22 protein-coding genes are annotated in these 26159 nt (G+C 44.1%); 2 read left to right on the forward strand and 20 right to left on the reverse strand.

Annotated features, from left to right (window positions below; translation table 11 throughout):
• Positions 1–605 precede the first annotated feature (605 nt).
• Complete coding sequence (locus ACTQ9T_RS06310; RefSeq protein ID WP_440464497.1) at positions 606–1907, forward strand: alpha/beta hydrolase; 1302 nt, start codon at positions 606–608, stop codon at positions 1905–1907.
• Here the strand turns inward: ACTQ9T_RS06310 and ACTQ9T_RS06315 are convergent.
• The 16 genes from ACTQ9T_RS06315 to fmt all read right to left on the reverse strand — a co-directional run bounded on the left by ACTQ9T_RS06315 (position 1866) and on the right by fmt (position 18183).
• Entirely contained in the window at positions 1866–2993 is a 1128-nt protein-coding gene (locus tag ACTQ9T_RS06315; RefSeq protein ID WP_440464498.1) for a metallophosphoesterase, read from the reverse strand. The genes ACTQ9T_RS06310 and ACTQ9T_RS06315 overlap by 42 nt on opposite strands.
• A 157-nt stretch (positions 2994–3150) precedes the next feature.
• On the reverse strand, positions 3151–4224 hold the full coding sequence (locus tag ACTQ9T_RS06320) for a metallophosphoesterase (protein WP_440464499.1): 1074 nt from the start codon (positions 4222–4224) through the stop codon (positions 3151–3153).
• A gap of 148 nt (positions 4225–4372) precedes the next feature.
• Positions 4373–4834: a thiol-disulfide oxidoreductase DCC family protein gene (locus ACTQ9T_RS06325; protein ID WP_440464500.1), complete on the reverse strand. Its 462-nt coding sequence runs from the start codon at positions 4832–4834 to the stop codon at positions 4373–4375.
• 1 nt (position 4835) lies between these two features.
• Positions 4836–5705, reverse strand: coding sequence for a fatty acid desaturase family protein (locus tag ACTQ9T_RS06330; protein ID WP_440464501.1), 870 nt, complete (start codon positions 5703–5705; stop codon positions 4836–4838).
• A 115-nt stretch (positions 5706–5820) separates the two neighbouring features.
• Positions 5821–6291: a hypothetical protein gene (locus ACTQ9T_RS06335; protein ID WP_440464502.1), complete on the reverse strand. Its 471-nt coding sequence runs from the start codon at positions 6289–6291 to the stop codon at positions 5821–5823.
• A gap of 79 nt (positions 6292–6370) precedes the next feature.
• On the reverse strand, positions 6371–6853 hold the full coding sequence (locus ACTQ9T_RS06340) for a hypothetical protein (RefSeq protein WP_440464503.1): 483 nt from the start codon (positions 6851–6853) through the stop codon (positions 6371–6373).
• Positions 6854–6964: 111 nt separating this feature from the next.
• Complete coding sequence (locus ACTQ9T_RS06345) at positions 6965–7930, reverse strand: epimerase (protein ID WP_440464504.1); 966 nt, start codon at positions 7928–7930, stop codon at positions 6965–6967.
• Positions 7931–7953: 23 nt separating this feature from the next.
• Positions 7954–8454, reverse strand: coding sequence for a hypothetical protein (locus ACTQ9T_RS06350; protein WP_440464505.1), 501 nt, complete (start codon positions 8452–8454; stop codon positions 7954–7956).
• Between the two features lie 117 nt (positions 8455–8571).
• Positions 8572–9525: a fatty acid desaturase family protein gene (locus ACTQ9T_RS06355; protein WP_440464506.1), complete on the reverse strand. Its 954-nt coding sequence runs from the start codon at positions 9523–9525 to the stop codon at positions 8572–8574.
• Positions 9526–9682: 157 nt separating this feature from the next.
• Complete coding sequence (locus ACTQ9T_RS06360) at positions 9683–10201, reverse strand: GbsR/MarR family transcriptional regulator (RefSeq protein ID WP_010197184.1); 519 nt, start codon at positions 10199–10201, stop codon at positions 9683–9685.
• 116 nt (positions 10202–10317) lie between these two features.
• Positions 10318–10947: an L-threonylcarbamoyladenylate synthase gene (locus tag ACTQ9T_RS06365; protein WP_440464507.1), complete on the reverse strand. Its 630-nt coding sequence runs from the start codon at positions 10945–10947 to the stop codon at positions 10318–10320.
• 294 nt (positions 10948–11241) lie between these two features.
• Positions 11242–12489, reverse strand: a complete 1248-nt coding sequence (dprA, locus tag ACTQ9T_RS06370) for a DNA-processing protein DprA (protein ID WP_440464508.1) — start codon at positions 12487–12489, stop codon at positions 11242–11244.
• Between the two features lie 48 nt (positions 12490–12537).
• On the reverse strand, positions 12538–13635 hold the full coding sequence (locus ACTQ9T_RS06375; RefSeq protein WP_440464509.1) for a LysM peptidoglycan-binding domain-containing protein: 1098 nt from the start codon (positions 13633–13635) through the stop codon (positions 12538–12540).
• A 338-nt stretch (positions 13636–13973) separates the two neighbouring features.
• Positions 13974–15395 (reverse strand): threonine synthase, encoded by a 1422-nt coding sequence (thrC, locus tag ACTQ9T_RS06380; RefSeq protein ID WP_440464510.1) that lies wholly within the window; start codon positions 15393–15395, stop codon positions 13974–13976.
• Between the two features lie 58 nt (positions 15396–15453).
• Positions 15454–17058, reverse strand: a complete 1605-nt coding sequence (locus ACTQ9T_RS06385; RefSeq protein ID WP_440464511.1) for a transcription antitermination factor NusB — start codon at positions 17056–17058, stop codon at positions 15454–15456.
• 66 nt (positions 17059–17124) lie between these two features.
• Positions 17125–18183 (reverse strand): methionyl-tRNA formyltransferase, encoded by a 1059-nt coding sequence (fmt, locus tag ACTQ9T_RS06390; RefSeq protein ID WP_440464860.1) that lies wholly within the window; start codon positions 18181–18183, stop codon positions 17125–17127.
• 450 nt (positions 18184–18633) lie between these two features.
• Between fmt and ACTQ9T_RS06395 the strand changes: the two genes are divergently transcribed.
• Entirely contained in the window at positions 18634–21465 is a 2832-nt protein-coding gene (locus tag ACTQ9T_RS06395; RefSeq protein WP_440464512.1) for a response regulator, read from the forward strand.
• 93 nt (positions 21466–21558) lie between these two features.
• Here the strand turns inward: ACTQ9T_RS06395 and ACTQ9T_RS06400 are convergent, their stop codons facing one another.
• The 4 genes from ACTQ9T_RS06400 to mnmE form a co-directional block, all read right to left on the reverse strand.
• A complete protein-coding gene (locus ACTQ9T_RS06400; RefSeq protein WP_189583891.1) occupies positions 21559–22233 on the reverse strand; it encodes a riboflavin synthase in 675 nt (224 codons plus the stop codon).
• A 443-nt stretch (positions 22234–22676) separates the two neighbouring features.
• Positions 22677–23747 (reverse strand): bifunctional diaminohydroxyphosphoribosylaminopyrimidine deaminase/5-amino-6-(5-phosphoribosylamino)uracil reductase RibD, encoded by a 1071-nt coding sequence (gene ribD / locus ACTQ9T_RS06405; RefSeq protein WP_440464513.1) that lies wholly within the window; start codon positions 23745–23747, stop codon positions 22677–22679.
• A gap of 328 nt (positions 23748–24075) precedes the next feature.
• Positions 24076–24552 (reverse strand): transcriptional regulator NrdR, encoded by a 477-nt coding sequence (gene nrdR / locus ACTQ9T_RS06410; RefSeq protein WP_010197173.1) that lies wholly within the window; start codon positions 24550–24552, stop codon positions 24076–24078.
• A gap of 93 nt (positions 24553–24645) precedes the next feature.
• The gene (mnmE, locus tag ACTQ9T_RS06415) at positions 24646–26034 is read right to left on the reverse strand and encodes a tRNA uridine-5-carboxymethylaminomethyl(34) synthesis GTPase MnmE (protein ID WP_352310866.1); all 1389 of its coding nucleotides are present in this window, start codon (positions 26032–26034) and stop codon (positions 24646–24648) included.
• Between the last annotated feature and the right edge of the window lie 125 nt (positions 26035–26159).

The raw sequence follows: 26159 nt of genomic DNA on the forward strand, positions 1-26159 counted from the left end.
TTTTGTTCATTCTTTTTTAAATGCGCTTCAATAGCTGCTTGATAAAGGTGATGACCATAAATTTCAAGCCTAATATGAGGAATTTTTCGCTTTAGCCAGATAAATCATTGCAAGGCGTAGGGATTATCGTCACTAACACTATAAAAAGCACTCAACGTTAAGATAAATGACGGGTACAAATGATGATGTTTTTGTCACCGAGCCACGCTTAACTTTATGGTGACCAGCTTTTAAGATAGATTGGAATGTAGGGTCTGTTGAACACTCAAATGTGGCACTGGCAGTGGCTATTTTTTAGACAATACGCAGTGAAATTTTTGACGCCTAGTCATTCCAGGTTAGATAATTTCGCCATGTATTGGCAAAAAATAGCCCTGCCCCAAAGGGCTGATGCTAAAACCACCCCAAACGTTGTTGTAAACCTAGCTAAGGTCTCGACATTCTCGTCGGTTTACGCCTAGTTTGATGCGATTTTAGCGATCAGCAGTCCTAATATTTGAATGTTCAACAGACCCTCATATAAATCTTATGATTAACTGCTATATTAATCGTTCACTTATAAAGCCGATTAACTTTGTTTAAACATCGATTACAAGAGAGGGTTTATGCCTATTTTACCAGTGCCATCGCTCAATGCTTTATTGACAAAAACGCTTAAGACCGTCAAAACAACAGCCGCTAAAAATGCGCACCAGCATCATATTTTGCACCATACGCTAAAAGGGCTGGATAATTTGCCAACGCCGCTACTCGAACGAGTTAATCACCAATTAAAAGCGTCTACAGCGGAGCAATATCCCCTCGCTGACGCCCATCTGCGCCTGATACTTGCGGTCAGTAATAAGCTCAAGCGACCGTTAGCAATAGATAAGCTGCCCAACCTCCGGCAGAAATTTGGCACTGATGGGGTGTCCTTGCAAGCGCCTAGCGTTTGGCAACAAAATGCGGATGCTTCAGGTAGCGCAGAGAACACCGTCAGCTGGCAAGATAAAACCATTGCCAATGCTGATGGCGGTGACATGACCGTGCGCTGCTACCAGCAGTCGAAGCAGAATAATGAGGGAAAAAGTGCGGATGAAGTCGCCATGCTGTTTTTTCATGGCGGCGGATTTTGTATCGGTGACATCGACACGCACCATGAGTTTTGTCATACGGTCTGTGCTCAAACGGGCTGGGCGGTGGTGAGTGTCGACTATCGCATGGCACCTGAATATCCAGCGCCAACTGCCCTTAAGGACTGTCTGGCAGCTTACGCTTGGCTGGCTGAACATTCTCAGTCGCTTGGCGCATCACCCTCGCGTATTGTACTGTCTGGTGATAGTGCGGGCGGATGCTTGGCAGCATTGGTTGCACAGCAGGTTATCAAACCTATCGATGCGTTATGGCAAGATAATAATCAAGGTACGAAAGCCGATAAAAAGATCAATGACACCTTTAAAAACTCACTGGCTGATTTACCGCGACCTTTAGCACAATTGCCGCTGTATCCGGTCACTGATTATGAAGCTGAATATCCAAGCTGGGAGCTTTATGGTGAAGGGTTGCTGCTCGATCACAACGATGCAGAAGTCTTTAATTCCGCCTATACTCAGAACAGTGGTCTACCACAGACGCATCCACTTATCTCAGTCATGCATGGTGACAATGCGCAACTGTGTCCCAGCTATATTGTCGTTGCGGAATTAGATATCTTGCGAGATGAAGGACTTGCCTATGCCGAGCTTTTGCAAAAAGAAGGCGTTGAGGTGCAAACGTATACGGTACTAGGGGCGCCGCATGGTTTTATCCATTTAATGAGCGTCCATCAAGGTCTTGGCAATCAGACAACTTATATCATCAATGAGTTTGCTTGTTTTGTGCAAAACCTACTGACCAGTGAGGGTGATAAGCCAAATCTCAGAGCGTGATCCCAAGCGAAATGGGATACCCCAAAAGCCGTAACCAGATGACACCACGAAGTGACTGTTATTGATCATCTCATAGCCATAACCTAAGCGGTTGATGGCTTTGACGATAAAATTGGCAGGGAATATTTGTCCATTATGGGTATGCCCTGAGAGCTGTAAATCAATCGGTAACTCACTGTGCTCGGTAATAGCGCTCGGTCTGTGGTCTAACAATATCAGCGGCTCAGCGCTATTAACCTGTGCCAATAGATCAGTCGTCGGGACGCGCTGACGCTTATGATTGTCGAAGCGTCCCATCAACCAAAGTGCTTGCCCTTGGTGCGTGAGGCGTATGACTTCGTCATTTAACAACTGCACGCCAGCACCACGCAACGCTTGGACAATCGGCTGCTCGTGCCCGTATAAATCATGATTGCCTAAAGTTGCATAGACTCCATACGGCAAACTTTTGCATAACTCAGCCAAGTTTTCTGCCATTTTATATTTGGTAAATGCCTGTGTATTGTCATCCATGATATCGCCCGGCATCAGCAATATGTCGGCTTCATTTTGTATTATGAGATGATGCAGCCTATCTATTGCGCCAATGCCAAACAATCTCCCGATATGCAAATCGCTAGCGACCGCAATACGTAGCGGCTTGGCCAAAGGCTTATCAATATCAATAGATAACTCACGTACCACAGGCGCATAAGCGCTATATAGGGCATAAACAAACAACCCGATAAACACTGCCAATGCCAATATGCGCAACCCAAAATCGACGGTAGCCGTTGTAGCCAGCACATTAACAGTTAGCGATGTGATTAACCAATAGCCACCATAAAACAGGCTGGTAACTAAAGCCGTCAATAGCATAAAGTGCATGGCCAACATCCAACCACTGATCCAGCGATAGCTATTGGCAAATGCTCTATTGACACTGAGTAGCAGCAAACCGTTGGTAATAATGAATATGATAACCCATACCGAAGTTTGCAAACCTGCTGTCTGCCAAGGCTGTAACCACCATTGCACGCTTAGAGCTGCGCCGACACTAAACAGCTGCAATAGCACAAAAATGGTAATGAAAAATGCGTAGCGCATGAAAAAATCCCTGAGTATGATGGCGTCAATGCAGTATATTTTTAGCTGACTAGACGAGCAAAGTAGCTATTAGCCAGCCTAACAGCAAATAAAAGCCTCTACCATTTAGACATGGTAGAGGCTTTATCATTAGGGTAACATTGTTTATTTAAATGGCTTATACACCAGATTGCAACGTAATTATCCAAATCTCAGAACGCGTACCCAGTCTAAAAGGTACTGGGCCGATGCCATAACCAGAGGTCACCAAAAACTGCGTATCGGCTATTTTTTTGCTGCCATAGTTTAGCGGTGTCAACCAATCCATCAATATCGTTAGTGGAAATATCTGCCCGCCATGGGTATGTCCAGACAGATGCAAATCGACTGGCAGGGCGCTGACCTCACCCATCGCGCTAGGACGATGCTCCAAAAATATCACCGGTTTGTCTGTCTGTACTTGCATCAATAACTCCTCGGCTGACAGTCTAGTACGATCAATATCATCTGAGCGCCCCACCAGCCATACCGAGTCATTTAATAGCACACTCTCATTATCAAGCGCTTTGATGCCAGCCTTTTCCACCGCCTGTGTGATCTGCTGATCATAACCGAAATAATCGTGATTGCCTAAAGTTGCATAGACACCAAGCGGTGCCTTTAGCTTTGATAGCTGCTCATGCATGTTCGTATTATCGTAAGCAATGGTATTATCATTCATAATGTCACCAGCGATAACCACGACATCGGGATGTTGTGCATCGATAAGGTTTACCATTTTCTTTATCTGTCGATTGCCAAACCATCTACCCAGATGCGTATCAGAGACAAGCGCGATATCCATTGGCTTAGCTAGCGGCTTATCTATAGTGACTGTCAAACGATGTACAACGGGCAAGTAAGCATTAAATACCGCTAAGCTAACAATGGCGACATAAGTCGTAATGGCAAAGGCGCGCAAGAGTATTGGACGAGATTTTCGTTTAAAGAGTCGATAAACGAGTAGCGCCACCGTAGCGGTTATCACACCAGCATAAAGCATAAAACCTTGTAAAATACTAACGACCAGATAGACATGAAAGCGCTCACCCCAAAACTCAGTCAAACCATAAATGAGAGCCACATTATTAATAATAAAGACAGCAGCTATCAGCGCAGCTTTTACAGACGTAGTTTTTGGCTTTATTAACCAGTAAATAAGAACGCTGGTCATAACAGCTAGCAACTGAGTGAAAATGATAAAGAACCACATAATCAAGTCTGCTTAGATAAAGAGGATGCTATCTTACGTCAAAAGCTGAATACTCTGAACATAGCCTCTTTTTTTTCACGCAAACTTCATATGCTTTACGCCCAAGGTGCTGTTGCCACAAAACCAAATAGTGGCCAGTAAAAGCACTTTAACGTTTATCTGGCGCTATTTTACAAACACCATTTTCGCACGCTTGCAGGACTGCTGTGCCATACACCATCTTGGTCACCCAGTTTGGAATTCGATAGCGATTGCGAGCGACATACGGATAAGTAAAGTTACCCAGTTGTTTGATCACTGGCAAAAACAACAACGGTGACCATTTAACACCGCCCGTCTTATATAGCAGACGTACAGCATCCATATGTGTGTACCAATTGCCGTAGCTGTCTTTCATACACATATACGTCATCGCATCCTCACGGCTAAATCCTGCAATAGCCAGCTCATCTAGCCCTGCATCTACAGGAACTAAGCGTATCTTCTCTGGTTGACGCTTTTTCATGTTATGCGCCTCGGTGCTGCATATCACGCACGCATCATCGTAGTACATGGTAATGGACAAATTTGCTTGCTCTCTATAACTGTTGATATGGTTTTGGATAATCATGTTATGACTCCTTTATGAGTGATACCTCAGCATCGAGGCTATTCGTTTTATTAATCACGCTAGGTTTTTGGTATTTATTGACTGGTGCTAAAAAAGGAATGACTGGTTGCTGCGTCCACTGCGGTGCAGCGGCATCTAAGCGCTTAGCCAGTGCCGGTAAATGATTGGTCGGCACCGCTGGAAACAGATGATGCTCGATGTGATAGAGCAAGTTAAAAGTCAGTAGATTAATCAGCGGATGGCGCTCACTACGGGCATATACCACGTCATCACAACCATGATGTACGCTCCATACCGCAAAAAATCCCACCATCGTATTGGCCAATATCATCACCACTACGTGATAGATCAAAACTGGGTGCATCGTGATAAAAGCAGCGGCAATCACTGCGAAAATGAGCAACATATCACAGGCAACCAGAATGCGATTGCGGCGACTACCATGCGTCAAACCAAACCACTGAATCATAATCGAAAAAATACCACCGCCTAATATCGCCTGATACCACGGCAGGCGTGCCCAGTTACCTTCGACATCGCTGTCTCCAAGCGGATCTCTATGATGATTGAGATGAGTGTGCCGAATGGCATGCGTACTACAAAGCATGGTGATACTCAGCATAAATAGCATGAGCTCTGTGGCGACCTTACTCACACCTAAAGTGCGGTGATAGCAATCATGGGCTTGTCTAAGTGCGGCAGTAAAAAAGAAAAACGTCGCAGCCAGCGCAAGTAGCCAAAACCCCTGCCACGCGCTCCACCATGACAATAATAAAAATGGTAATGATAAAAAGATATTGTAAACGGTCTCAGTGGGCTTGAGCTGACGCAAATCTTGCCATTCAATATTGGCTAACGAAGTATGACGCATGATGTTCTCCTTACTTAGTGATAAGCAGTAGCTGTCTTGCTGGCGCGACCACTTAATTTAGCTACATAGTTTTATTTATTTTATTTCTGTCAAAAGTGAAATAATTAGATAAATTTTATTTATGTTTAGGTAATGCGATAAGACCTGTAATCACAGCGCTGATACCACCAGTCAAAACCTGAATGATCAAAGGTAGCTCTGTTGCTGATAGAAAGGCAAAGCCCATAAAACCACCAGTAATTAAAGATATAAGAAGGCCTTTATAATTACGATAAGCATTTACTTGCGCAAGAATCCAACCTGTAAATAACGAAGGTAACAGTCCTAATATAAATCCAAAGACCACATAGAAAATCAGCGCAAACCCTAGCAGCCAAACTATATTAAATACAGTGATAAAATAGGCGTTAGTAATATTGAATATTTCGGGCCCACCAAAATTATAGTCATTAAACAAGACATCAGGTACTGCTACGCTTAACCATAGAAATATCCCACCTAGTGCCCCGCCAAATTGTGCATATTGATTTATTACTTTACCTTTAGGATAGCTGGATGCTGTAGCGCCAACCTCGATGTCACTCATACACACCTCCATTTAGGTTTCACATGAAACAATTCTATTTATAAATAAATTTCTTATTTCTAATGAAAACCTAGCTAACTTAAGACTTAGGAATAGTTAATCCACCTATGATAATAGCGCTAAACAATCCCGACAAGCCCACTAACATAGCTAAGAGAAATAGTTCAAAATCTATTGATTCAGCCATTGTCATAGCGATCAAGCTAAATGGAATAGTTACAATAAAACCAAGTAAGCCTAAGGCAAGCCAGTTTTTAAACGTTCTAAGGTACAGTTTTATATAAATAACAATACCTGCAGTTATCAATGCAGGAGGTAAACCTACTATCATTTTAAAAACCAGACCTTCAAATATATTTTCTATAAAGTACTGAAAATCAAAACCTTGCCACGGTCTTGGTACGAAGCTCTCAAATAAGAAGAGCGTGAAAGTTATGCCGTTAGCCCCTACCCATCCACCGAGTAGACCGAAGCCTATAAGCACTTTTAACCAAGGGTAAGATTTCTTAATGCTTTTCTTTTTTAACATTAAATTTGAATTTTCATCGCTTTTAGAAACCATATTTTTACCATCTTAATACTGCGAGGTGACCGGAATATCATGCATTACGAAAGTATAATCTTAAAGAATATATTAACCTCCTTGTTTCACATGAAACCTACCTTAAACTATTCAAAGCTTCTGCCCTGCTAACGCTTGCTCTAGCGTTGGCTGCTGGAACTCATAACCTGCGTCCTGTAATGCTTGTGGTAATACTTTTTGACCATCAATTAATAGCGTCGACATCTCACCAAACATCAGCTTGAGTAAAAAATTTGGTAAGGTAAAAAAGGTCGGACGATGTAACCATGCTCCAAGCGTTTTGGTGAAAGTATGATTATTTACAGGATTGGGTGCCGTTAGGTTATACACGACCGCTGTCGTATCATTTGTAGTCTGTAGGGTATTTTCATGGGTGGTTTGACTGCTCGCATCATCAGCAAGATGCTGCTCAATGATGAATATCGCTGCCCCTACCCAGTCCTCACGGCTGACCCAACTCATGATCTGCTGACCATTACCCAATTGTCCACCGACGCCCATTTTAAATGGGGTTAATAACTTACCGAGCATCCCGCCATCAGGATGAATCACTACACCTGTACGCACAATAGCCACGGGCACGCTATATTCGGCTGCTGTCAAAGCTAACTGCTCCCATTCATCACATAATCGATGAGCAAAATCGGTTTCAAAACCACTGCTTTCGGTAAGAGGTTTGTCACCTTGAGTCCCATACCAACCAATCGCAGAGCCGCTGACCATTAGCTTGGGCTTAATACTGGTGCGCTTAATAAATGCTAATAGGGACTCAGTAGGTTTAATACGGCTCGTCATAAGTTGCTCTTTGCGCTCATCGCTCCAGCGCGAGTCAGCGATACCTGCCCCTGCTAGGTTTAAAACAACATCAAAGCTTTTATCCGAGCTCGCCAGCTCATCATAAGTCATCATGTCGATATCATTCGGATGGGCTTGGCTGCTATCACGCGTCAGCCAAGTAATATGCAGCGCTTTATTTTGAGTACGATAACGCGCCATAATTTCATTGCTAAAGGCACTACCTAAAAATCCTGATCCACCACTGATTAAAATATTCATGTCCTATTCCTTATATTTTTCGCTTATCGTTTAGTAAAACTTAATCCGTTATAGTCATCGTCTTCTTTTTTAGCGCTTATATCAAAACGACTTTTACATGCTTTTGGTAAAGCAATGCAGCCAGCGATGGCTGAATTGATAGCACCAAATAGTCCTATACCAATCATAAAGGCCAGTAGCACGCCAACTTCTATCAAGGAGTTTATGCCTAAATATAAGATGATTGCACCCATATAACCTGCGGATGTTGCGAACCCAACTAAAAATGTCGTGCGTAGACTCTTATGATCACCGCGCCATATCTGTTGAGTAGCGACAATAATGCCTGTTAATAAAGCAGGAATAAAACCAAGTAATCCAACATAGAGTAATGGCTGATAACCTATTTGAGCAAAATTAGCATCCCTAAATATGAATAACAAGAACAGCTGCGCTACCAGCCCACCAACCAAGCTACCAAGCCCTGCAAACAAAATAATCACTGATAGGTAAGGGTAAGCACTTACATTGTTATTCGTTTTCATGATATTTATCCTATTAACATTCATCGTTAATTTAGTATAAATACGGCGTTGGCAAAGCCCATGAAACTACCGTGGATAATTGATGGATAAGTATCTTGATTTTATTTAGCCTACTTATTAGGCAAAATGCTTACGAATAGGACACTCACTATCATTATTATTTTGAGATTTATTCTTTAATTTGTTCCAACGATGATTAATAAAATCTATGACGTTAGCCACACTCGGTAACACATGTGCTTTAGTCAGGTGTGGTGCGGCGGTATCCAAACGCTTGGCAAGTTCAGGTAAATGGTTGGATGGGACGGCAGGAAACAGATGGTGCTCTACGTGATAGAGTAAATTGAAGGTCAGCAAGTTGACTACTCGGTTACGCTCAGTGCGAGCGATCGTCTCATCACAATCATGGTGCACGCCCCACACAGCAATGATGCCAACGCTAGCATTGGCCAACATCATGGTCAATATGTGGTATATCAATACTTGCGCTAACATGGTCAGAGCAGGAACAGCGACAGTAAATACGGTCAGTACGAAGGCAACCAAGATGACTAAAGTAATCAAGCCAAATTCTAACCAAGCCAAGCTTTGATTGCGACGGCTGCTTAGACGCAGTCCTTGACGATAAATATCGAACCGATAAGTTATCCCGCCGAGCAGCGCGCGCCACCATGACACTTTTGCTAGACTGCCTTCAATATCACTATCGCCCAGCGGATCACGATGATGCGCCATGTGAGTGGCGCGAATGCTGTGTAAGCTGGTCATCAGTAGCACGCTAAGCAATAGTAATATGGCGGTGGTCGTACGCTTACCTGTCCCTAAACTATGATGATAGCCATCGTGCGCTTGGCGAAATGCAGCAGCAAAAAATAAGTAAGAAGCCCCGCATGCTAGTACATACCATGATTGACTGGCGAACCACCAAGACAACAACAAAAATGGATAAGGCAAAATAACGTTATAAGCGATTTGACCACGCGTTAACTGGCGCAAGTCTTGCCACTCGACTGCACCGATAGCCTTTTTAATGGCTTGCTCTTTATTAGCGTGTGTTTGATTGACTGTCATTTTACACATCCATTTGTCGTTGCTGTTTCTTATTGCTGCTACTTTTACTGAAGCTCGTGTCACTTAAACTTAGCTTGCCTTTATGTCTATTACATATATTTCTGTCAAAACAGAAATAAAATCTCAAATTTTTTATTTTAAATCATATAGCTTACTATTAACGCAAAACCTTTTTAATACTAGCGCCCAGTTTGAGGACTTTTTTGAGGATGCTTGTGGGCAGTTTAAGCATCTCAGATGACCAAGTGGTTAGCGTACTGACGAATTCTTGGGTATCACGGATACGTGACTTTACCTCATTATTTTCATGTTCAAATTCAGGGCTGTCCATGAGTTCTTGTAAAAACTGCACTGTTGGCTCAAGCTCACGCTTCTGACGCTCAACGACAATAATACGTGCCAACTCCCAAACATCGGTATTGGTCGTAAAGTGGTCACGACGGTCACCCAATATCGAAATCTTTTGTACTAAGCCCCAATGCTGCAACTCTTTAATACTGTTTGAAACGTTAGAGCGCGCGACGCCAAGTGTGTCAGTGATTTCTTCAGCATTTAGTGGCTTGCCAATGATAAATAATAACGCATGTATCTGTGACATGGTGCGATTAACGCCCCACTGCGAGCCCATCTCACCCCAATGTAAGATAAATTTTTCGGTCACAGGATTTAGTTTCATAAGAGCCATTCACTTAATTTTTTATACGATTAGATTAACTTATCTTGCGCCATTCTTTTATTTCTGTCAATAGTGAAATAGATATAAGTATCAATCTTTAAATAACTGTAATTTGTTTAGCGAATAATTAATCCTGTCATTGCATCACGAATTTGACTAGGCAAGGTATAGCCTAGAGTGTCAGCCTGCAAGTAGCTGATTTTCTCACCAAAATACCCATATGCATCAGTGAAAGTCATAGCAGGCAGTTGCCCTGATGGATTACAACTTGTAGAAACCAATAGCCCAAAGGGGTTTTGAACGTCGACCAATTGTTGGCACAATTGACGAACCATAGGATGGGCAATGACTCTAACTGCCACTGTTTGATGCTGCCCCGTAATCCAAGAAGGTATCACTGTCGTTAAAGCCTGCGGAATGGGTAGCAACCAAGTATGCGCTTGCTTGCATTGTAGCTCTATATTGTCACTATCTGCCTGCCAACTCTTAATAATTTGTTGGCGCTGACTGTCTTCTAAAGGCTCTAGTAAAGGCATTAAACGCTCGGCACTGTCAGTAACGACAATCATACCCTTGGCTTGTGGCCGTTGTTTGATATTTAAAATGCGCTGAACGGCTATCTCGTCGTAAGCATCACAACCGATTCCCCAAACGCTTTCGGTGGGATAAGCAAGCAGCCGCCCTTCTTTTAGCCACGTAGCAGCTTGAACGACAGAATCAGTAGTAAAGGATGCGGATTTTTTCATGGCTTGAAGGCTTCGAAAAGGTAGGAGTTTAAGCCTTAATAATAACATAGGAGAGAAGCTGACTAAGTGAGCCAAATTCAAATATAGTCAAAACATCCTAAAAACGCGACGGTTTTGCTGATATCAATTTTTTGTAGCCTCTGTCTGCGCAGGCACAGCAAGCAAGAAAAATTGATATCAGCAGTGCGTGATGGTTCGATATTACTTTTCACTGACTATATTTATGAAATTGTACCGTATTCAATCACTGAAAATTAATAAGTAGAAAAACGTAAAAGTAGAGAAAGTACGACTTTAAACGCGTAAATAACGCCCACCTTGCACGCTGATGACGCCTAGTAACTCAAGCTCCATCAATTGTCCGATCAGCTGCGGTGGCGTAAGCCTGGTACTGACTAACAACGCATCTAAATCTTGTCCATGCCAATCAAGCTGCTCATAAACCAGCGTTAAATGCTCAGGGGCGACGATAGCGCTTTTAGGAGATTTGATATTAGACGGTATCGGTTGGCTCACCGCTGGCACAGAATCTGTCTCTGCAGCATTAGCAGACTGACTGTTAGTCGAGGGCTTATGGTTTGAGTTGGTCGTCTGTGCTGTTGGTCGATAGCCATTATTGCCATAAGCCAGCTGACCATTGACGTCCTCAATGACTTGCTGAGGATGATAAATCAACGTCGCGCCTTCACGTATCAGATGGTGGCAGCCCTCAGCATTGCTATTATCAATATGACTGGGAATCGCAAAGACTTGCTTGCCCTGCTCCGAGGTTAGGCGCGCAGTAATCAACGAACCACTTTGGATAGTCGCTTCGGTGACAATAGTGGCTAAGCTGAGACCTGCCACCAAGCGATTGCGCCGTGGAAACGTATGCTTGTGCGGCGGCGTATCCGGCAACAGCTCACTGATAATACAGCCACCTTGCTCGATAATTTGCGCAAATAATTTATCATGATGATTGGGATAATACACTTCAATACCAGTGCCCATCACCCCAATGGTTCGACCTTGATAATCAGCATCTGTCTGCGCCAGTGCTCCTAAATGGGCGCGCTTATCCACACCCATGGCCAGACCGCTAGTGATGATATACCCTGCCTGTGCTAAATATTGTGCCATATCAAAAGTAATTTTTTGCGCATGGGCGGTGGGTTTGCGACTGCCGACGATGGCAATTTGTGCTTGCTGCAAACGCGCGCGCTGGCCACGATAAAACAACAGCGGCGGCGGATCGTATATTTGTAGGAGTTGGGCGGGATAATCAGGCTGGTCGGCAAATAGCAGACCGTAGCGCCCCTCGATGAGCGCTTGCTGAATTTTATCGATACTGGCTTGTGTTTGCGCTGGCTGTTCATGGCGGGCAAGATGCGTATGATGAATACCCAATTGCCGCCAAGCGTCTACTTTGGCTTGCCAAGCAAGCTCTGCTACCCCAAAAGAAGTCATAAGCTTATGATAAGCCGATAATGACGCGTTCACCTCAGTCCACAGCGCCAATATTGCGCGCTGCTCGTCGGATAACATTGGAGAAACTGCCGTCATAATAGTCTGACTCGCATTTACGGATTCAACTGACTTAAGAAGTCTGGCTTATAGATAAGGGGGTGGTAGTAGCTGATCACCCACGTTGAGCGGTAGCTCAGAATCAAGCACATAGGCGTAGCTAATATTATCAAAAGTATTGAACACCATCACCATACCGCTCTGCTCACTGGGCAAGCGTACAGAGGCATCATTATCTTTGGTATCGCGTACCAACGCCCCTTTTTGATAGACAGTCAATACATCACCGGGTTTGGCACCATCAGTGTGACCCAAATTAATCGCGACCACACTACCCTTCGCCGCAGAACTGATTGAGTCCATGACACGAACAATCATACCGCCACGGCTAACGGTTGCAGGCGTTGGGTAAAATACGGGCGGGATAGAGTTGTTCAGCTCAACAAAAACGCGATCACCTTCACGGACTTCTTTGCCGTAGCTGTCGGTAAGCTGCAAGCTTGTGACGCCATTACTTTCTGTAGACGTAACCAATCCAGTCGCTACTTGGGTGACTTCAAGTCCGATGACTTGCTGAGTCTTTGGCTCAACATACATCTCACCTTCACGGTAGATACCATAACGCTGACCGACGATAAGTGGCACGCCTTTGGCGTAAACTTTGTCACCGCTTGCCGTGATTAAGTTGCCTTTTTTAGACGCTAATATATATGGTGTGGTATTAAAGTCTGCTGGATTAACGATGATGGTTTTATCTAGCCAATGCTGGATAGCAGACCATGGGATAGGCGGAATGCTATTGGCCGTCGACGTGACTGATACCGAAGTGGTAACTGAAGTACCGGTCAATTGTTTTTCAATCCCAGCACAGCCCTCACCCGTATCGACACCAATCAAAGTCTTACCTTGAATCACACATAAGATAAGAATATCGTTGGGATAAATAAGATTAGGGTTTTTGATTTGCTTATTGGTTGCCCAAATTTCTTTCCAGCGCCATGGACTGTCTAGATAGCGTCCTGAGATATCCCACAATGTATCGCCTTTTTTAACCGTATAGCGGTTGGGCGCATCCGCTTTGATAGTAGGCGGTGGATTGTTAGCGTGGGCAGCATTCATTAGCATTGCACTACTAAAGGTCGTGATCAACAAGGCTTTTGCTATCGTTTTTAAGCTCATCTTCATTGTTATATCCACAATATGTACCGCTGTTGTCGCCATAATCAATACTATTTAGACCCTTTATTTAATCTTAAGCCTTGAGCATTATTAAAATTAATGACAAGCATAAAAGGGCTTAACAGTACGGTTATCATAACGCCTATAGGGCAGCTGTTCAGTGTAATTGGCTGGTGGGATTGCTAAAAAAGCGTCTAGCAAAATGATGAGTCGCCGACGCTGTTTCTAATATTACAATTATATCTACCATAACACAATCATAAACACTTTATTACAATGGCGTAACTTTTATGTGGACGCTTGTTTAATGTTTAAACAAAGCTAATAACAAGTCCAGCATTAATTCAGGCTGGATTTGGCGTCACATGTTGACGAATTTGCTCAGCGACCAGCTCAGCGTTGTTATCCAGCACCACCACGTGCTGTGGTAAGCTCTCCAAGCCTTCGGTATGCGCTGGCCGAGCAATGTCTATTGGCCCAATCGCTTCAACGATTGTGTCAGCAAATTTGACGGGTAACGCTGTCTCCGCACAGACAATGATTTCACCCTCTAACTGTAGCTCTTTAGCAACCTTGATACCGTCAGCTGTATGCGGATCAACTAGCTCACCATGCTGCTCATAAAGCGCTTTAATGGTTTGCAGGCGGTCGCTATGGGTCGACTTGCCAGCAGCAAAACCGTAACGGCTGTTGACCGCATCCATCAAGTCAGATAAGTCAAAACCTTGACCAGATTTCACCCCTTCAAACAACTCATGAACGCGCGCGCTGTCTTTTTCTAATAGCAAATAAACAAAGCGCTCAAAGTTAGACGCTTTGGAGATATCCATCGATGGGCTTGAGGTAATGTAGGTTTTTTCAGTCGGACGTGGCTGATAAGCACCTTGGTTAAAGAAGTCATTTAGCACATCGTTTTCATTGGTGGCGACGATTAAGCGCTCAATTGGCAAACCCATTTCGCGGGCAATATGACCGGCACAAATATTGCCAAAGTTACCTGATGGCACGCTAAAGCTGACTTTTTCGTCGTTATTTGCAGTTACGGCAAAATAGGCTTTAAAGTAATAAACGATTTGCGCAAGGATACGACCCCAGTTGATAGAGTTTACCGTGCCTAGGTTATAGGCCGCTTTAAACTCAGCATCTTGCTGCAATGCCTTGACGATATCCTGACAGTCATCAAACATACCATCGATAGCAATGTTATGAATATTATCATCGGTCAAACTATACATTTGCGCACGTTGGAATTCGCTCATTTTGCCATGCGGTGACAGCATAAAGACTTCGATGTTTTCTTTACCGCGAAGTGCATATTCTGCCGCACTACCCGTATCACCACTGGTCGCACCGATGATAGTGATACGCGCATTTTTTCTTTTTAGCACGTATTCAAAGGCATTGCCCAAGAACTGCATGGCAACGTCTTTAAACGCCAATGTCGGACCATTTGATAGTCCTAAAATATATAAATTATTGTCAAGCTTGCGCACAGGTACGATTTCTTTACTACCAAACACCTCAGCGGTATAAGTACGCTCGATAATATCTTGCAAATCAGCGGCAGGAATATCGGTGGCAAAGCGCTGCATAATCGCCATGGCAAGCTGTGGATAGCTGAGCGTGCGCCACTCATCAAGGGTCGTGCTATCTATATTTGGATAGTGCTCAGGCAGCATCAAACCGCCATCTGGCGCAAGCCCCATCAATAGCACATCACTAAAATCCATCGGCGCTGTCTGACCACGGGTACTGATATATTTCATTAGATTGTCCTGTCTATAATGAGGTTATTCAATATTTAAAACGGTTTATTCAGCAGTTTTATGCCATTGTCTTATGAAGCAATGCATAATAAAAACCATCACCACTCGCGCTATCAATCGGTAAGCACTGACGCCCGATTGCTTGCGCGATACCCCAGCTGCAATCCTCGGTAAACTCAATCGCTACTGCATCATTATGATGCGTGATAAAGTCCTGCATTTGCTCGACGTTTTCTTGCTTTAAGATAGAACAGGTCACATACAGCAGATAACCACCAGCTTTGAGTTGTGGCCATAGATTGTGCAAAATATCTGCTTGCAACAGTGCCGTTTGCTCGATGTCTTCTTCGGTACGAAGGATACTGATATCAGGATGGCGACGAATCACACCAGTCGCGGTACAAGGAGAATCTAGTAATATTGCATCAAAGACGGGTTCATTGGTAGCCGCTTTTTTGTTTTTTCCATGCTGCCATCTGGTCGCATCCGCACAGACAATACTGAGTACGACACTTTTCTCTGCTTGCTGCAAATCGTGCTGACTTAGATTTAAGCGCTGTAAATTCTCACGAATACGCTCGATACGTGGTGCTTCGTTATCGATAGCTGTTACTTTGATATCAGCAGTCGCAGATGACGTTTCAGCATTATCTCGTTTCACGTGAAACAATGATGACTCGTTTTTAGAACTTATAAGCTCTAACCAGTGAGCCAATTTACCACCAGGTGCCGCACATGCATCTAAAATGTGTAGCTCATTATTATTACTTTCATCACTGTCGTTGTCAGTATTCGCACTTTCAGCACTGTTATTTTCAGAACTAAGCTTAGCCATCAATGCTTTATTAATAATTGGTGCAGCAAGTTGCGCATGCATGTCTTGAACGCTAGCAACCCCTAAAGCAAACTCAGGCAAAGCGTTAACGGCAGTGCTTTGATGTAGCCGGAGACCTTTGGTTGATAGCGTGGTAGCAGTGGCAGACTCTGGCGAATTCGCTATCTTAAAACCAGTCGTTAGCTCAACTATGTCTGCATCAATTTCTGCCCCATCCAACGCATGCTGATAATCCTCTACCGAAGTAACCGCCGAGTTCACTCGTAAAAACATCGGTGCTGGCTGGCGCAAGCCTTGGGTCAGCTCATCATACTGCTCGCTCCAATCTTGCTTAAGCTGATAAGCGAGCCAATTCGGTAGGCTGTGTTTTTTATCGCACTTCTTACGGAATTTGCTTGGATTCTTGGCGACTTTACGCAAGATAGCATTCACCAAACCAGTTGAATGAGCGAACTCAATCTCTTTTGCAGCTTCAACGGTTTCATGAATCGCCGCATGGTCAGCCACCTCTAAATACAGCAATTGTACTAAGCCTACTTGAATGGTGGTGCGCACCTCAACCTCATCGATAGGGTTGTCTGCTAAAGTATCGAGCAAACGTGCCAGCGCATGCCATTGACGCAATGTCGTGAGCAATAGCGCATGGGCGAAGCCTTTGTCACCATCATGCAAACTATTCAATAATGGATCAAGGACGCTTGAGAGCGACTGACCGTTTTGAATAGCGAGCAAAGTACGAATCACGCGCACGCGCACACTGCCATTCATGATAAGGTTGCTTGACGGTTTGAGCTTATTGTTTCTTGGCGCAGTGCTGGTTTGTCTCATTAAGTTTTATTTCCTTGACGTATGGTCGATAGCGTCTTGTGCAAGTAGGTTGAATATAAGTAAAAGCTATTTTGATTCTGTCATAAATTGATCGCCATCATTTAGCTGATTGCCGTGGCAAATTTGCTCAGCGGTCATCGGCTTACCACCGGCAAACTGTAAGTGAGTAATGGCTAAAGTAGTGGCTAATGATTCAGCTTCGCTCTCTTTGCCACAAGCGACTAAAATCGCTTTGCGTCCAATACTGATAACAGTGCCAACAGGCTCATTGGTTTGCTGTGAGCGGTTCACAGGCAAGCTAGCCAATACTTTGACGCGTTGCCCTGCCAAGAAAGTATAAGCACCTGGCCATGGGGTCAGTCCACGAATTTTTCGTTCAATCTCAGTAGCGGATTGCGTCCAGTCGATTTCGCCTTCCGTTTTGACCAGTTTTTCAGCATAGTTGGCTTGGCTGTCATCCTGAGATACAGCCTGTTTTTGGTAATGTACCAAGTCTTTTAGCACAGTGCCAATGGCCGTCGAACCAAGCTCAGCCATCTTATCATGCAAACTGGCGGCCGTATCAGTAGGCTCAATACTGGCGCTGACTTTATAGAGCATGTCGCCCGTATCAAGACCTTTGTCCATCTGCATAATAGTAATGCCTGTCTCATCATCTCCGGCCAATAGTGCACGATGAATCGGTGCAGCACCGCGCCAGCGTGGTAATAATGAAGCGTGAATATTTAGGCAACCATAAGTAGGCATGTCCAATACACCAATAGGCAATATCAAGCCATAAGCGGCGACAATCATCACGTCTGGCTGATAAGTACGCAAGGTATGCCGCGCTGCCATGCCTTCGGTGCTGGATTTTTTAAAGGTGAGCGGTTGCTCTATAGCGATATCATTGGCTAATGCCACTTGCTTGACAGCAGAAGCTGAGAGTTTTTGTCCCCGACCTGCTTTGCGATCAGGCTGGGTGTACACCGCGACAATCTCTATATTCAGGGATTCTTGTTGGCGAATCAAAGCCTCTAGGCTAATCGCTGCAAACTCAGGCGTCCCCGCAAATACTAGCCTTAAAGGGCTAGTACCCTGCTGAGCACCAAGAATGGGATTTTGCTGAGGTTTAGTAGAATCCATAGACAGATCAGAGGCGGAAGCAATTGTGTTCATAGTCATGCATTATAATATATGATTGATGTGCCCATTATAGGTGAGTTTACGACGTTGTGCCATGATTGTAATAGTGTCAATCCAGCGTTACTAATAAGCCCATTTATCTTTATAATAGCAATGAAGCCCATCACGATCTCTTTTTAACACCCTTTTATGAAGAGGTTTATATATAGGAAGTCTTTGTATTTGTACTACGGGAACTCATTATTGACACGTAGTGAATTTTTTATTCAATGATCTCTCGCTTGTCGCTTGTCGCTTGTCACTAGTAACACTAGGGCGTGTCATCATTTATAGTGAGCCAAGCGACTTATCAACATAGAACAGACCCATAACAAGTGTCGCGCATTTATCAGATTGGTGACAGACGCATCATAATTGTATTTTATCGTTCCGATATAGGGTCAGGCTTTCATGCAACAGTTTCAGTCTTTACAGCGTTTGCTGCTCTTTTATACAGTGACACTGCTGGCCATGTTGTCACTGTATTACTTCGCGCAGTTTGATGACCTAAACACGCATAATCATCAGCAGAGTATAGACACGTTTGAGTCATTGCAGCATGCCGTTACTAAACACGCAGAACCTCTAAACTCTGACTTTCAAGAAATATTGACCGAGCCTTCTTTTGCAGGTGTTAGTTATCAGATTATTTCTATGATGCCATCTGGGCAGACTCATATTCATCGCTATGTCCGTCCTAATGAACGTGCATTTGCCACCGTCACCTTCCCTAATGTCCTTACTTCACTGCCTTCTGATAGCAATAATTATAGTGCCTATAAGCTCAACTCTAGTAATTTAACAGGAACCATTGAGCTTGAGAGTGGTCACAAACTCTATATCATATTACGCCACAAACCACTTGAGATAGACTGGATATCCTATCGCTATTGGCTACCGCTAATGACGGCGATCATATTCTTCATCATGGCATTACTCTATACGTTAAAGCGCCAGAGTAATTGGCAACAGCTGATAGCTTATACCGATAATTTAAGTAGCAAGGCGAAAGACGCTTATCTGCCGCCACCGTTTATTAACAAAAATTCTACGGCTGAGTTTTTGCGCCTAGGTCATGCGCTCAGTCGTATCAGTTACCAACTCCATAGTAACCACCGACGTATACAAACCCTGCAACATCGTCTTGAGCGTTTGGTTGAGCAAGCACCGCTACCGATGGTCATGATCATGCGTCACGGTCAGATCAGCTTTTTTAATCAACGTTTTGAGCAGATATTTGCCACCCCATTTCAAAGCGATACCAACTATCAATTGACAGATTTTGTCTCGGCTGACGATGAACCTACCCAGCTACTATTACAAAAACTCTCTAACCTGTATGTCACCCGTACTCTAAACGTTCACGGTCTAGAGAATCAACAAGCCTATCAATTGCACATTACCCCTTGGTTTGGTGAGCACGGACAAGTACATGGCTTTACAGTTCTGCTTAATAATGTCAATGAAATCATCCATCAGAACGCGCATCTACAACAACAAAACCAACAGCTACAAGGAAAAATCGACGAATTTAATGGGCTCAAACCCGCTATATATCATGAGTTGCATAGACCACTAGAGACTATGATCGACACTCTTGAAGCCATGAATCCCGAGACTTTTTCTGTACAGCAGAATGCGGTGTTACAGACGCTAATGAGGTCGAGCGACTCTATGCTGACAAGTCTCAATGACATGCTGGGTGTAGGAGAGTTCGACGTCAAGAAAACCCGTCTTAGGATTGAGTCTGTCGACATCTACAAACTGGGACAACATGTCAATGACTTAGTCACAGATGATACTCGGCGACAAGGGCTCGAGCTGCATTACTTTTTTGCCCCCAGCTGCCCGCGTTATATTAGTACGGATCACAAACGCTTGTGCCAAATTTTGCTAAATTTATTAGACAGTACCATCACATCCACTCTTGCAGGCTCTGTTTCTCTGACGATTGAAGCAATTACCGACAACCCTTTACCATCAGCCACCAAGAATGAGGCGCTGGCTATCCGCGAAGACAGCACAACAAAAAATCCGCATAACTGGGTGAAGTTTAGCCTACAAAGTACTGGGATAAGCAACCCATCGCAGCAGCAAACGCAGCATTTTACTTATATCAATCAAGCAAACAACTCAGCCAACTATCCTGTACAGCAGCCCTCTATTGAAGCAATTTTAGAACTCAATACGGCGAACAGCTTTGCACAATTATTGGGCGGCTTTATTGAGTCAAATAGCACCGCCGATAAAGGTATCAGCATTGATCTATACCTGCCTTGTCATCGTCCAAACTATCAGCCAGTCTATCGTTTTCATGAACAATTGACTCACATTCATCTGGTTGCAGTGATGAATCAAACGCTGGGTGCGGAACATTTGCAACGTTTGTGCGACTATCTATCCATACCAGCTACTATTCATACCTCGATCAATAGCGCGACCATTAGGCAGTTAACAAAACAGCTCTCCGAGAATGCGCAAACACTAGCACCCATTCTGCTACTAGATTATGAATATTATGAGAGCAACACTATCGTATTTCCTAAGCCAGCAGAAGGTGACGATAAAACAATCAGTCATAACCGGCGTAAGGCCTTAAGCCAGTTACTGGCCACTATCTCGATGCCTAAAATACTGCTGAGCATGAAGCCTGAGCGCCGTATCTCCTCTGTACTGTTAGATCAATGTGATGGTTTTTTGGCCAAACCTTTAGACAGTGCTTTATTGTTATCTGAGCTGCTGCGCTTAACCCTTCCAGCCAGACAGACGTTTGCACCAATCCAAAAAGTGAATAAAGAAAATGGCGCACCAGTAACAGAGACAGATAACGCGACCACAGATAACGCAATCACATATACTGTCAACGATGAGATCGCAGCGCCGCTTATTTTAGTGGTAGAAGACAGTCCGACCAATCAAAAAATAGCTTGTAAGATATTAACCAAGCTTGGCTATCGTACGGTGGTCGCAGAAGATGGTCAGCAGGCGTTGAGTCAATTGCAAGCGCAGCATAAAGAGATTGCGCTTATTTTGATGGACTGCCGAATGCCGGTTATGGACGGCTTACAAGCGACTCAGGCCATTCGTGCACAAGGAAATGATATTCCTATTGTGGCGCTGACGGCAAACAATTCGACAGAAGATCGTGACGCTTGCTTTGCCGTAGGGATGGATGAATTTTTGACCAAGCCTATCAATAAAAATAAGCTACAAACAGTGTTACAGAGCCTTATTAAAAATTAAGGCGTGCCCTCATTTTTATCATTATCAAAATGAGGGCACGCCTTAGTCAATATAAGTAATATGCTGAAAAACCCTACTTACTATTTTTACTTATTATCTCATAAAGCCATTATCAGCCAAGAAAGTCTCAGTGATATTACTTGGTGTATTGTGCGCTGTCTTACTGTCAGTTTGTGACTTGGTTAACAGCCGCTCCAAATAGCGCGCGACGATATCCACTTCAACATTAACCTTATCACCTACCAGCCAATGCTGAGCAATATTGGTGACTTGTGCGGTGTGCGGGATGATATTTAACGAGACGATATTATCGCGTACCAAGTTCGTAGTGAGGCTAATGCCATCAAGGGTAATAGAACCTTTGGTCGCTGTATAATGCGCCAACTCTTGCGGTATCTCGATCTCAATATAGATAGAACGCGCGTCTTTTTGCAACTTACGCACGACACCAACACCATCCACATGACCCGCGACAATGTGGCCGCCAAAACGTGTGGTTGGCAACATCGCTTTTTCTAAATTGACGATATGACCTGGCTTTAGATCTTCTAACGCTGTATGAGCAATTGTTTCACGTGAGACATCAACCGAGTAATGATTGCTGCCAAAATCCACAACCGTCAAACAAATACCATTAGAAGCAATAGAGTCACCCAGTTTCACATCACTGAAGTCTAAACCATCAGACTCTATCGTCAAGCGTATATCACCACCCGTAGGCTGCATGGATTTAACCTTTCCGACACTTTCTATAATTCCGGTAAACATATCAACCTCATCTCATTATTATATTGTCGTCATAGACAACGTATTGGCATTTATCAATATTGATGGCAACGTTTGCTTGTCTTAAATTTTAAGTGAAACACACAGCTTTTAAGTGAAACACACCTATTTTAAGCGTAATAGGGGATAAGTTGTGGATAAGTCATAGTAAATCAACCCTTATGTTGTTAAAAACCTGTATTTTCACCAAGTTATCCACAGAAAATCATAGTCGGCGTAAAAACCTAAAAACTTTCATAACAAATCATAAAGCATTGATTTTTATACATATATATTGATATCATTCATTAAAATAGACTTTTCTGTTTCATGTGAAACAAAGTTATGCACAGTTCCATGTGAAACCATTAATAGATTTACTGATTTATCCACATTCCGCACACATCTAACGCATATTGTGAGCAGATCAGTGATGGATAACCGAGTCATAAAGGCAGTAAGGTCAGTTTAAGATCAGCGCCAACTTGTTCATAACTATCGATATCAAAACGCAGCTGCTGCGCCAACGACAGTGGATTGAAGTCGATCATCGGGCGCGCTTGTGCTCCTAATAAACAAGGCGCTTGATAAACAATAAGCTCGTCGACCAGCTGCTGGGCTAGAAAGCTGCCTGCCACGCTCGCACCAGCTTCAACCAATACTTCATAACACTGATGCTCGCTGACTAAATTCTTTAATAATGCCATTAAGTTATCTTCGTGCCAATAAATCGTATCCGGTCGACGGCATAACTGATAATCAGACTGTAAGCTGTGCGCTAAGCGCTGACGCCTATCGAGTACGACAACTTTGGGAGCGGGAACTTGCTCAGATAGTACGCCCAATTGAGTTGAGCGTACATTCAGCTGTGGGTTATCAGCGATAACGGTTTCGCTACCCGTGATAATCGCCCCACTACGGGCTCGCAGATTTTGCACGTCTTCTCGAGCAGCAGGGCCTGTAATCCACTTTGACTCCCCTGTCGCCATCGCGGTACGACCGTCAAGACTGGTAGCAATCTTAAGGCGAACATAAGGCATCTGAGTGCGCATTGCTTTCAAAAATCCGCGGTTTAAGGCCTCTGCTTGCTGCGTTAATACACCAATAGTGACGTCAATCCCCGCCTCTTCTAGTAAACGTACACCGCGTCCAGCAACTTGTGGATTGGGATCTAGACCTGCAATCACTACTCGCTTAACGTCTGCAGTGATCAGCGCAAGCGCACAAGGTGGCGTACGTCCTGTATGACTACACGGCTCCAAGGTTACATAAGCAGTTGCCCCTACTGCTCGCGTACCTGCTTCTTTCAGGGCAAACACCTCGGCATGTGGCTCCCCCGCTTTCGGATGAAAGCCTTGACCGACAATAGACTCTGCCTGAACAATAACGCATCCTACCGCTGGATTGGGCCTCGTAGTATAGAGACCTCGCTTACCCTGCTCGATAGCAAGCATCATAAAATACTGGTCTTGAGCATTTTGTTGATGTTTTGAAAGTTGATGATTTGAGAGCGTCATAAAGAGGTCACACTTAATAAGAAAGTAGCTAATAAAGACTAGGGTCTGTTGAACATTCAAATGTGGAACTGGCAGTGGCTATTTTTTAGACAATACGCAGTGAAATTTTTGACGCCTAGTCATTCTAGGGTAGACAATTTCGCCATGTATTGGCAAAAAATAGCCCTGCCCCTGCTTGTATACTTGGGGCTGATGCTAAAATCACCCCAAACGTTGTTGTAAACCTAGCTAAGGTCTCAACATTATCGTCGGTTTACGCCTGATTTGATAAAACGTTTGATGCGATTTTAGCGATCAGCAGTCCTAATATTTGAATGTTCAACAGACCCTACTTAACGTTATCGTCAGTTTTTTCGGTGGGGCGGATGTTAGCGATTTCTTGATGAAAAGCATCAATGTCTTGAAAGTCACGGTAAACACTGGCAAAGCGTACATAAGCGACATCATCAAGCGTTTTAAGCTCGCTCATGATAATCTCGCCCAAGACCTTGCTGCTAATTTCACGCTCACCCATTTGCCGTACGCGCTTCTCTATCCGACTAATCATTGCCTCTTGCTCATCAATCGTGATCGGACGCTTTTGTAGCGGCAAGAGTATAGAGCGGCGCAGCTTTTCATTGTCGTAAGGCTCAATTTTACCGCTTGATTTGATAATTCTTGGCATTACCACTTCTACCATCTCAAACGTGGTAAAACGCTCTTGGCAACTATTACAGGAACGGCGGCGACGGACTTGCGCACCTTCTGCCGCTAGCCGCGAATCAATTACCTTGGTCTCTGACGCATTACAATAAGGGCAATGCATACTACTTTCCTTGTCTTAATATTAAAGGCGGCAACATCGACGATTTACTCAAGCGCAGCTCAACAAAGCCATTAATTATGCTGGCTTAAAAAGCTACTTGCCAATACAAAAGCTGCCAAAAATTTTACCCAGTAGATCATCGGCACTGAACTCACCGGTAATCTCAGCCAAGCTTTGCTGAGCTTGACGTAAGCTTTCAGCCACCAACTCACCTGCCTGAAAGACTGTTAATTGTTCGTGTGCTTCTGCCAAATAATCTGCTGTGCGTCTGAGTGCATCTAAATGCCGCGTGCGGGCGATGAGACTGTTTTCGGGCGGATGGAAACCCACTTTAGCACACAACGCTTCGACCAATGTATCGATACCAGCGCCTGTTTCACATGAAACATTAACTTGTTCATAACCACGATTCTTAATTTCAATCTGCGAAGCGGACATGGCATCCTCGTCACTCAAACCGTTTAGTAAGTCGCTTTTATTGGCAATAATCAATAATCGCTTAGCCTCTGGTAGCTTGCCAAATAACTGCTCAGCCAGCTGTAATGGCGTACTTTCTTCTTCAAGGTCGCGGGTCACATCATAGACCATCATCAGCATATCAGCTTGCGTAATAGCGGTACGCGCACGCTCAATACCAATACGCTCTACGGTGTCTTCCGTCTCACGTAGGCCAGCTGTATCGGTTAGGTGCAGCGTCAAGCCATTCAGTACCACGGTCTCTTGTAGCGTATCGCGTGTTGTACCTGCGACATCAGTGACGATAGCGCGCTCTTGTCCTGCTAGACGGTTCAGCAAGCTCGATTTGCCAGCATTTGGTCTGCCTGCCAATACCACGTGAATACCGTCACGTAATAGCTGACCTTGTTTTGCGGTCGACAGTACTTGCTGTATCTTGTGTTGCGTGTTCTCAAGATTGGCCTGTATAACGCCATCGGATAAAAAATCAACATCTTCTTCATCGGGGAAATCAATGGCGGCTTCAACATGTAAACGCAGATGAATAAGCTGCTCAAGCAATTCATTAATTTTTTGTGAAAACTCACCACTTAGCGAGCGTATAGCACTACTGGCAGCGGCAGCACTGGTCGCATCAATCGCATCAGCGATAGCCTCTGCCTGTACCAAATCCAGCTTATCGTTGTCAAAAGCGCGGTAAGAAAACTCCCCTGCACTGGCTTGTTTTGCGCCCAATTCAAACACTCGTGCTAGCAGCTGATTTTGCAAAATCATGCCGCCATGCCCTTGCAGCTCAATCACATCTTCGCCAGTAAATGAGTGCGGCCCCTTAAAGTACAACACTAAGCCTTCATCAATGGTCGTGCCATCCTCTTGATAGAAACGGCAAAAGCTGGCCATACGCGGAACAAAAACAGACTTACCAGTGAGCTGACAGGCAATGTCATAAGCACGCGCACCTGACAGACGAATAACCCCAACACCACCGCGCCCAAGCGGTGTGGCAATTGCGGCAATGGTGGCCAATCCAGATGACTTATGATTTTTAGAGGAATCAGGCTTTTCAGATGAACCAAGTGCTAACGTCACTTCGACAGAATTCACGCTTACTCTCAATAGATAAAAACCCCATTATAGACGGCTAAAAGCAT

Origin of the sequence: Psychrobacter sp. ASPA161_6, from assembly GCF_051970285.1 — a bacterium.
GTDB classification, from domain to species: Bacteria; Pseudomonadota; Gammaproteobacteria; order Pseudomonadales; family Moraxellaceae; genus Psychrobacter; species Psychrobacter glaciei.

What these genes read in the sequence shown, in the direction of transcription:
- fmt (WP_440464860.1), bottom strand. Translation starts at nt 18,183, where the DNA reads ATGGATTCTACTAAACCTCAGCAAAATCCCATTCTTGGTGCTCAGCAG.
- ACTQ9T_RS06325 (WP_440464500.1), bottom strand. Translation starts at nt 4,834, where the DNA reads ATGATTATCCAAAACCATATCAACAGTTATAGAGAGCAAGCAAATTTG.
- ACTQ9T_RS06375 (WP_440464509.1), bottom strand. Translation starts at nt 13,635, where the DNA reads ATGAAGATGAGCTTAAAAACGATAGCAAAAGCCTTGTTGATCACGACC.
- ribD (WP_440464513.1), bottom strand. Translation starts at nt 23,747, where the DNA reads ATGACGCTCTCAAATCATCAACTTTCAAAACATCAACAAAATGCTCAA.
- ACTQ9T_RS06340 (WP_440464503.1), bottom strand. Translation starts at nt 6,853, where the DNA reads ATGGTTTCTAAAAGCGATGAAAATTCAAATTTAATGTTAAAAAAGAAA.
- nrdR (WP_010197173.1), bottom strand. Translation starts at nt 24,552, where the DNA reads ATGCATTGCCCTTATTGTAATGCGTCAGAGACCAAGGTAATTGATTCG.
- thrC (WP_440464510.1), bottom strand. Translation starts at nt 15,395, where the DNA reads ATGAAATATATCAGTACCCGTGGTCAGACAGCGCCGATGGATTTTAGT.
- ACTQ9T_RS06320 (WP_440464499.1), bottom strand. Translation starts at nt 4,224, where the DNA reads ATGTGGTTCTTTATCATTTTCACTCAGTTGCTAGCTGTTATGACCAGC.
- ACTQ9T_RS06345 (WP_440464504.1), bottom strand. Translation starts at nt 7,930, where the DNA reads ATGAATATTTTAATCAGTGGTGGATCAGGATTTTTAGGTAGTGCCTTT.
- ACTQ9T_RS06385 (WP_440464511.1), bottom strand. Translation starts at nt 17,058, where the DNA reads ATGAGACAAACCAGCACTGCGCCAAGAAACAATAAGCTCAAACCGTCA.
- dprA (WP_440464508.1), bottom strand. Translation starts at nt 12,489, where the DNA reads ATGACGGCAGTTTCTCCAATGTTATCCGACGAGCAGCGCGCAATATTG.
- ACTQ9T_RS06335 (WP_440464502.1), bottom strand. Translation starts at nt 6,291, where the DNA reads ATGAGTGACATCGAGGTTGGCGCTACAGCATCCAGCTATCCTAAAGGT.
- ACTQ9T_RS06350 (WP_440464505.1), bottom strand. Translation starts at nt 8,454, where the DNA reads ATGAAAACGAATAACAATGTAAGTGCTTACCCTTACCTATCAGTGATT.
- ACTQ9T_RS06355 (WP_440464506.1), bottom strand. Translation starts at nt 9,525, where the DNA reads ATGACAGTCAATCAAACACACGCTAATAAAGAGCAAGCCATTAAAAAG.
- ACTQ9T_RS06400 (WP_189583891.1), bottom strand. Translation starts at nt 22,233, where the DNA reads ATGTTTACCGGAATTATAGAAAGTGTCGGAAAGGTTAAATCCATGCAG.
- ACTQ9T_RS06310 (WP_440464497.1), top strand. Translation starts at nt 606, where the DNA reads ATGCCTATTTTACCAGTGCCATCGCTCAATGCTTTATTGACAAAAACG.
- ACTQ9T_RS06330 (WP_440464501.1), bottom strand. Translation starts at nt 5,705, where the DNA reads ATGCGTCATACTTCGTTAGCCAATATTGAATGGCAAGATTTGCGTCAG.
- ACTQ9T_RS06360 (WP_010197184.1), bottom strand. Translation starts at nt 10,201, where the DNA reads ATGAAACTAAATCCTGTGACCGAAAAATTTATCTTACATTGGGGTGAG.
- ACTQ9T_RS06395 (WP_440464512.1), top strand. Translation starts at nt 18,634, where the DNA reads ATGCAACAGTTTCAGTCTTTACAGCGTTTGCTGCTCTTTTATACAGTG.
- ACTQ9T_RS06365 (WP_440464507.1), bottom strand. Translation starts at nt 10,947, where the DNA reads ATGAAAAAATCCGCATCCTTTACTACTGATTCTGTCGTTCAAGCTGCT.
- ACTQ9T_RS06315 (WP_440464498.1), bottom strand. Translation starts at nt 2,993, where the DNA reads ATGCGCTACGCATTTTTCATTACCATTTTTGTGCTATTGCAGCTGTTT.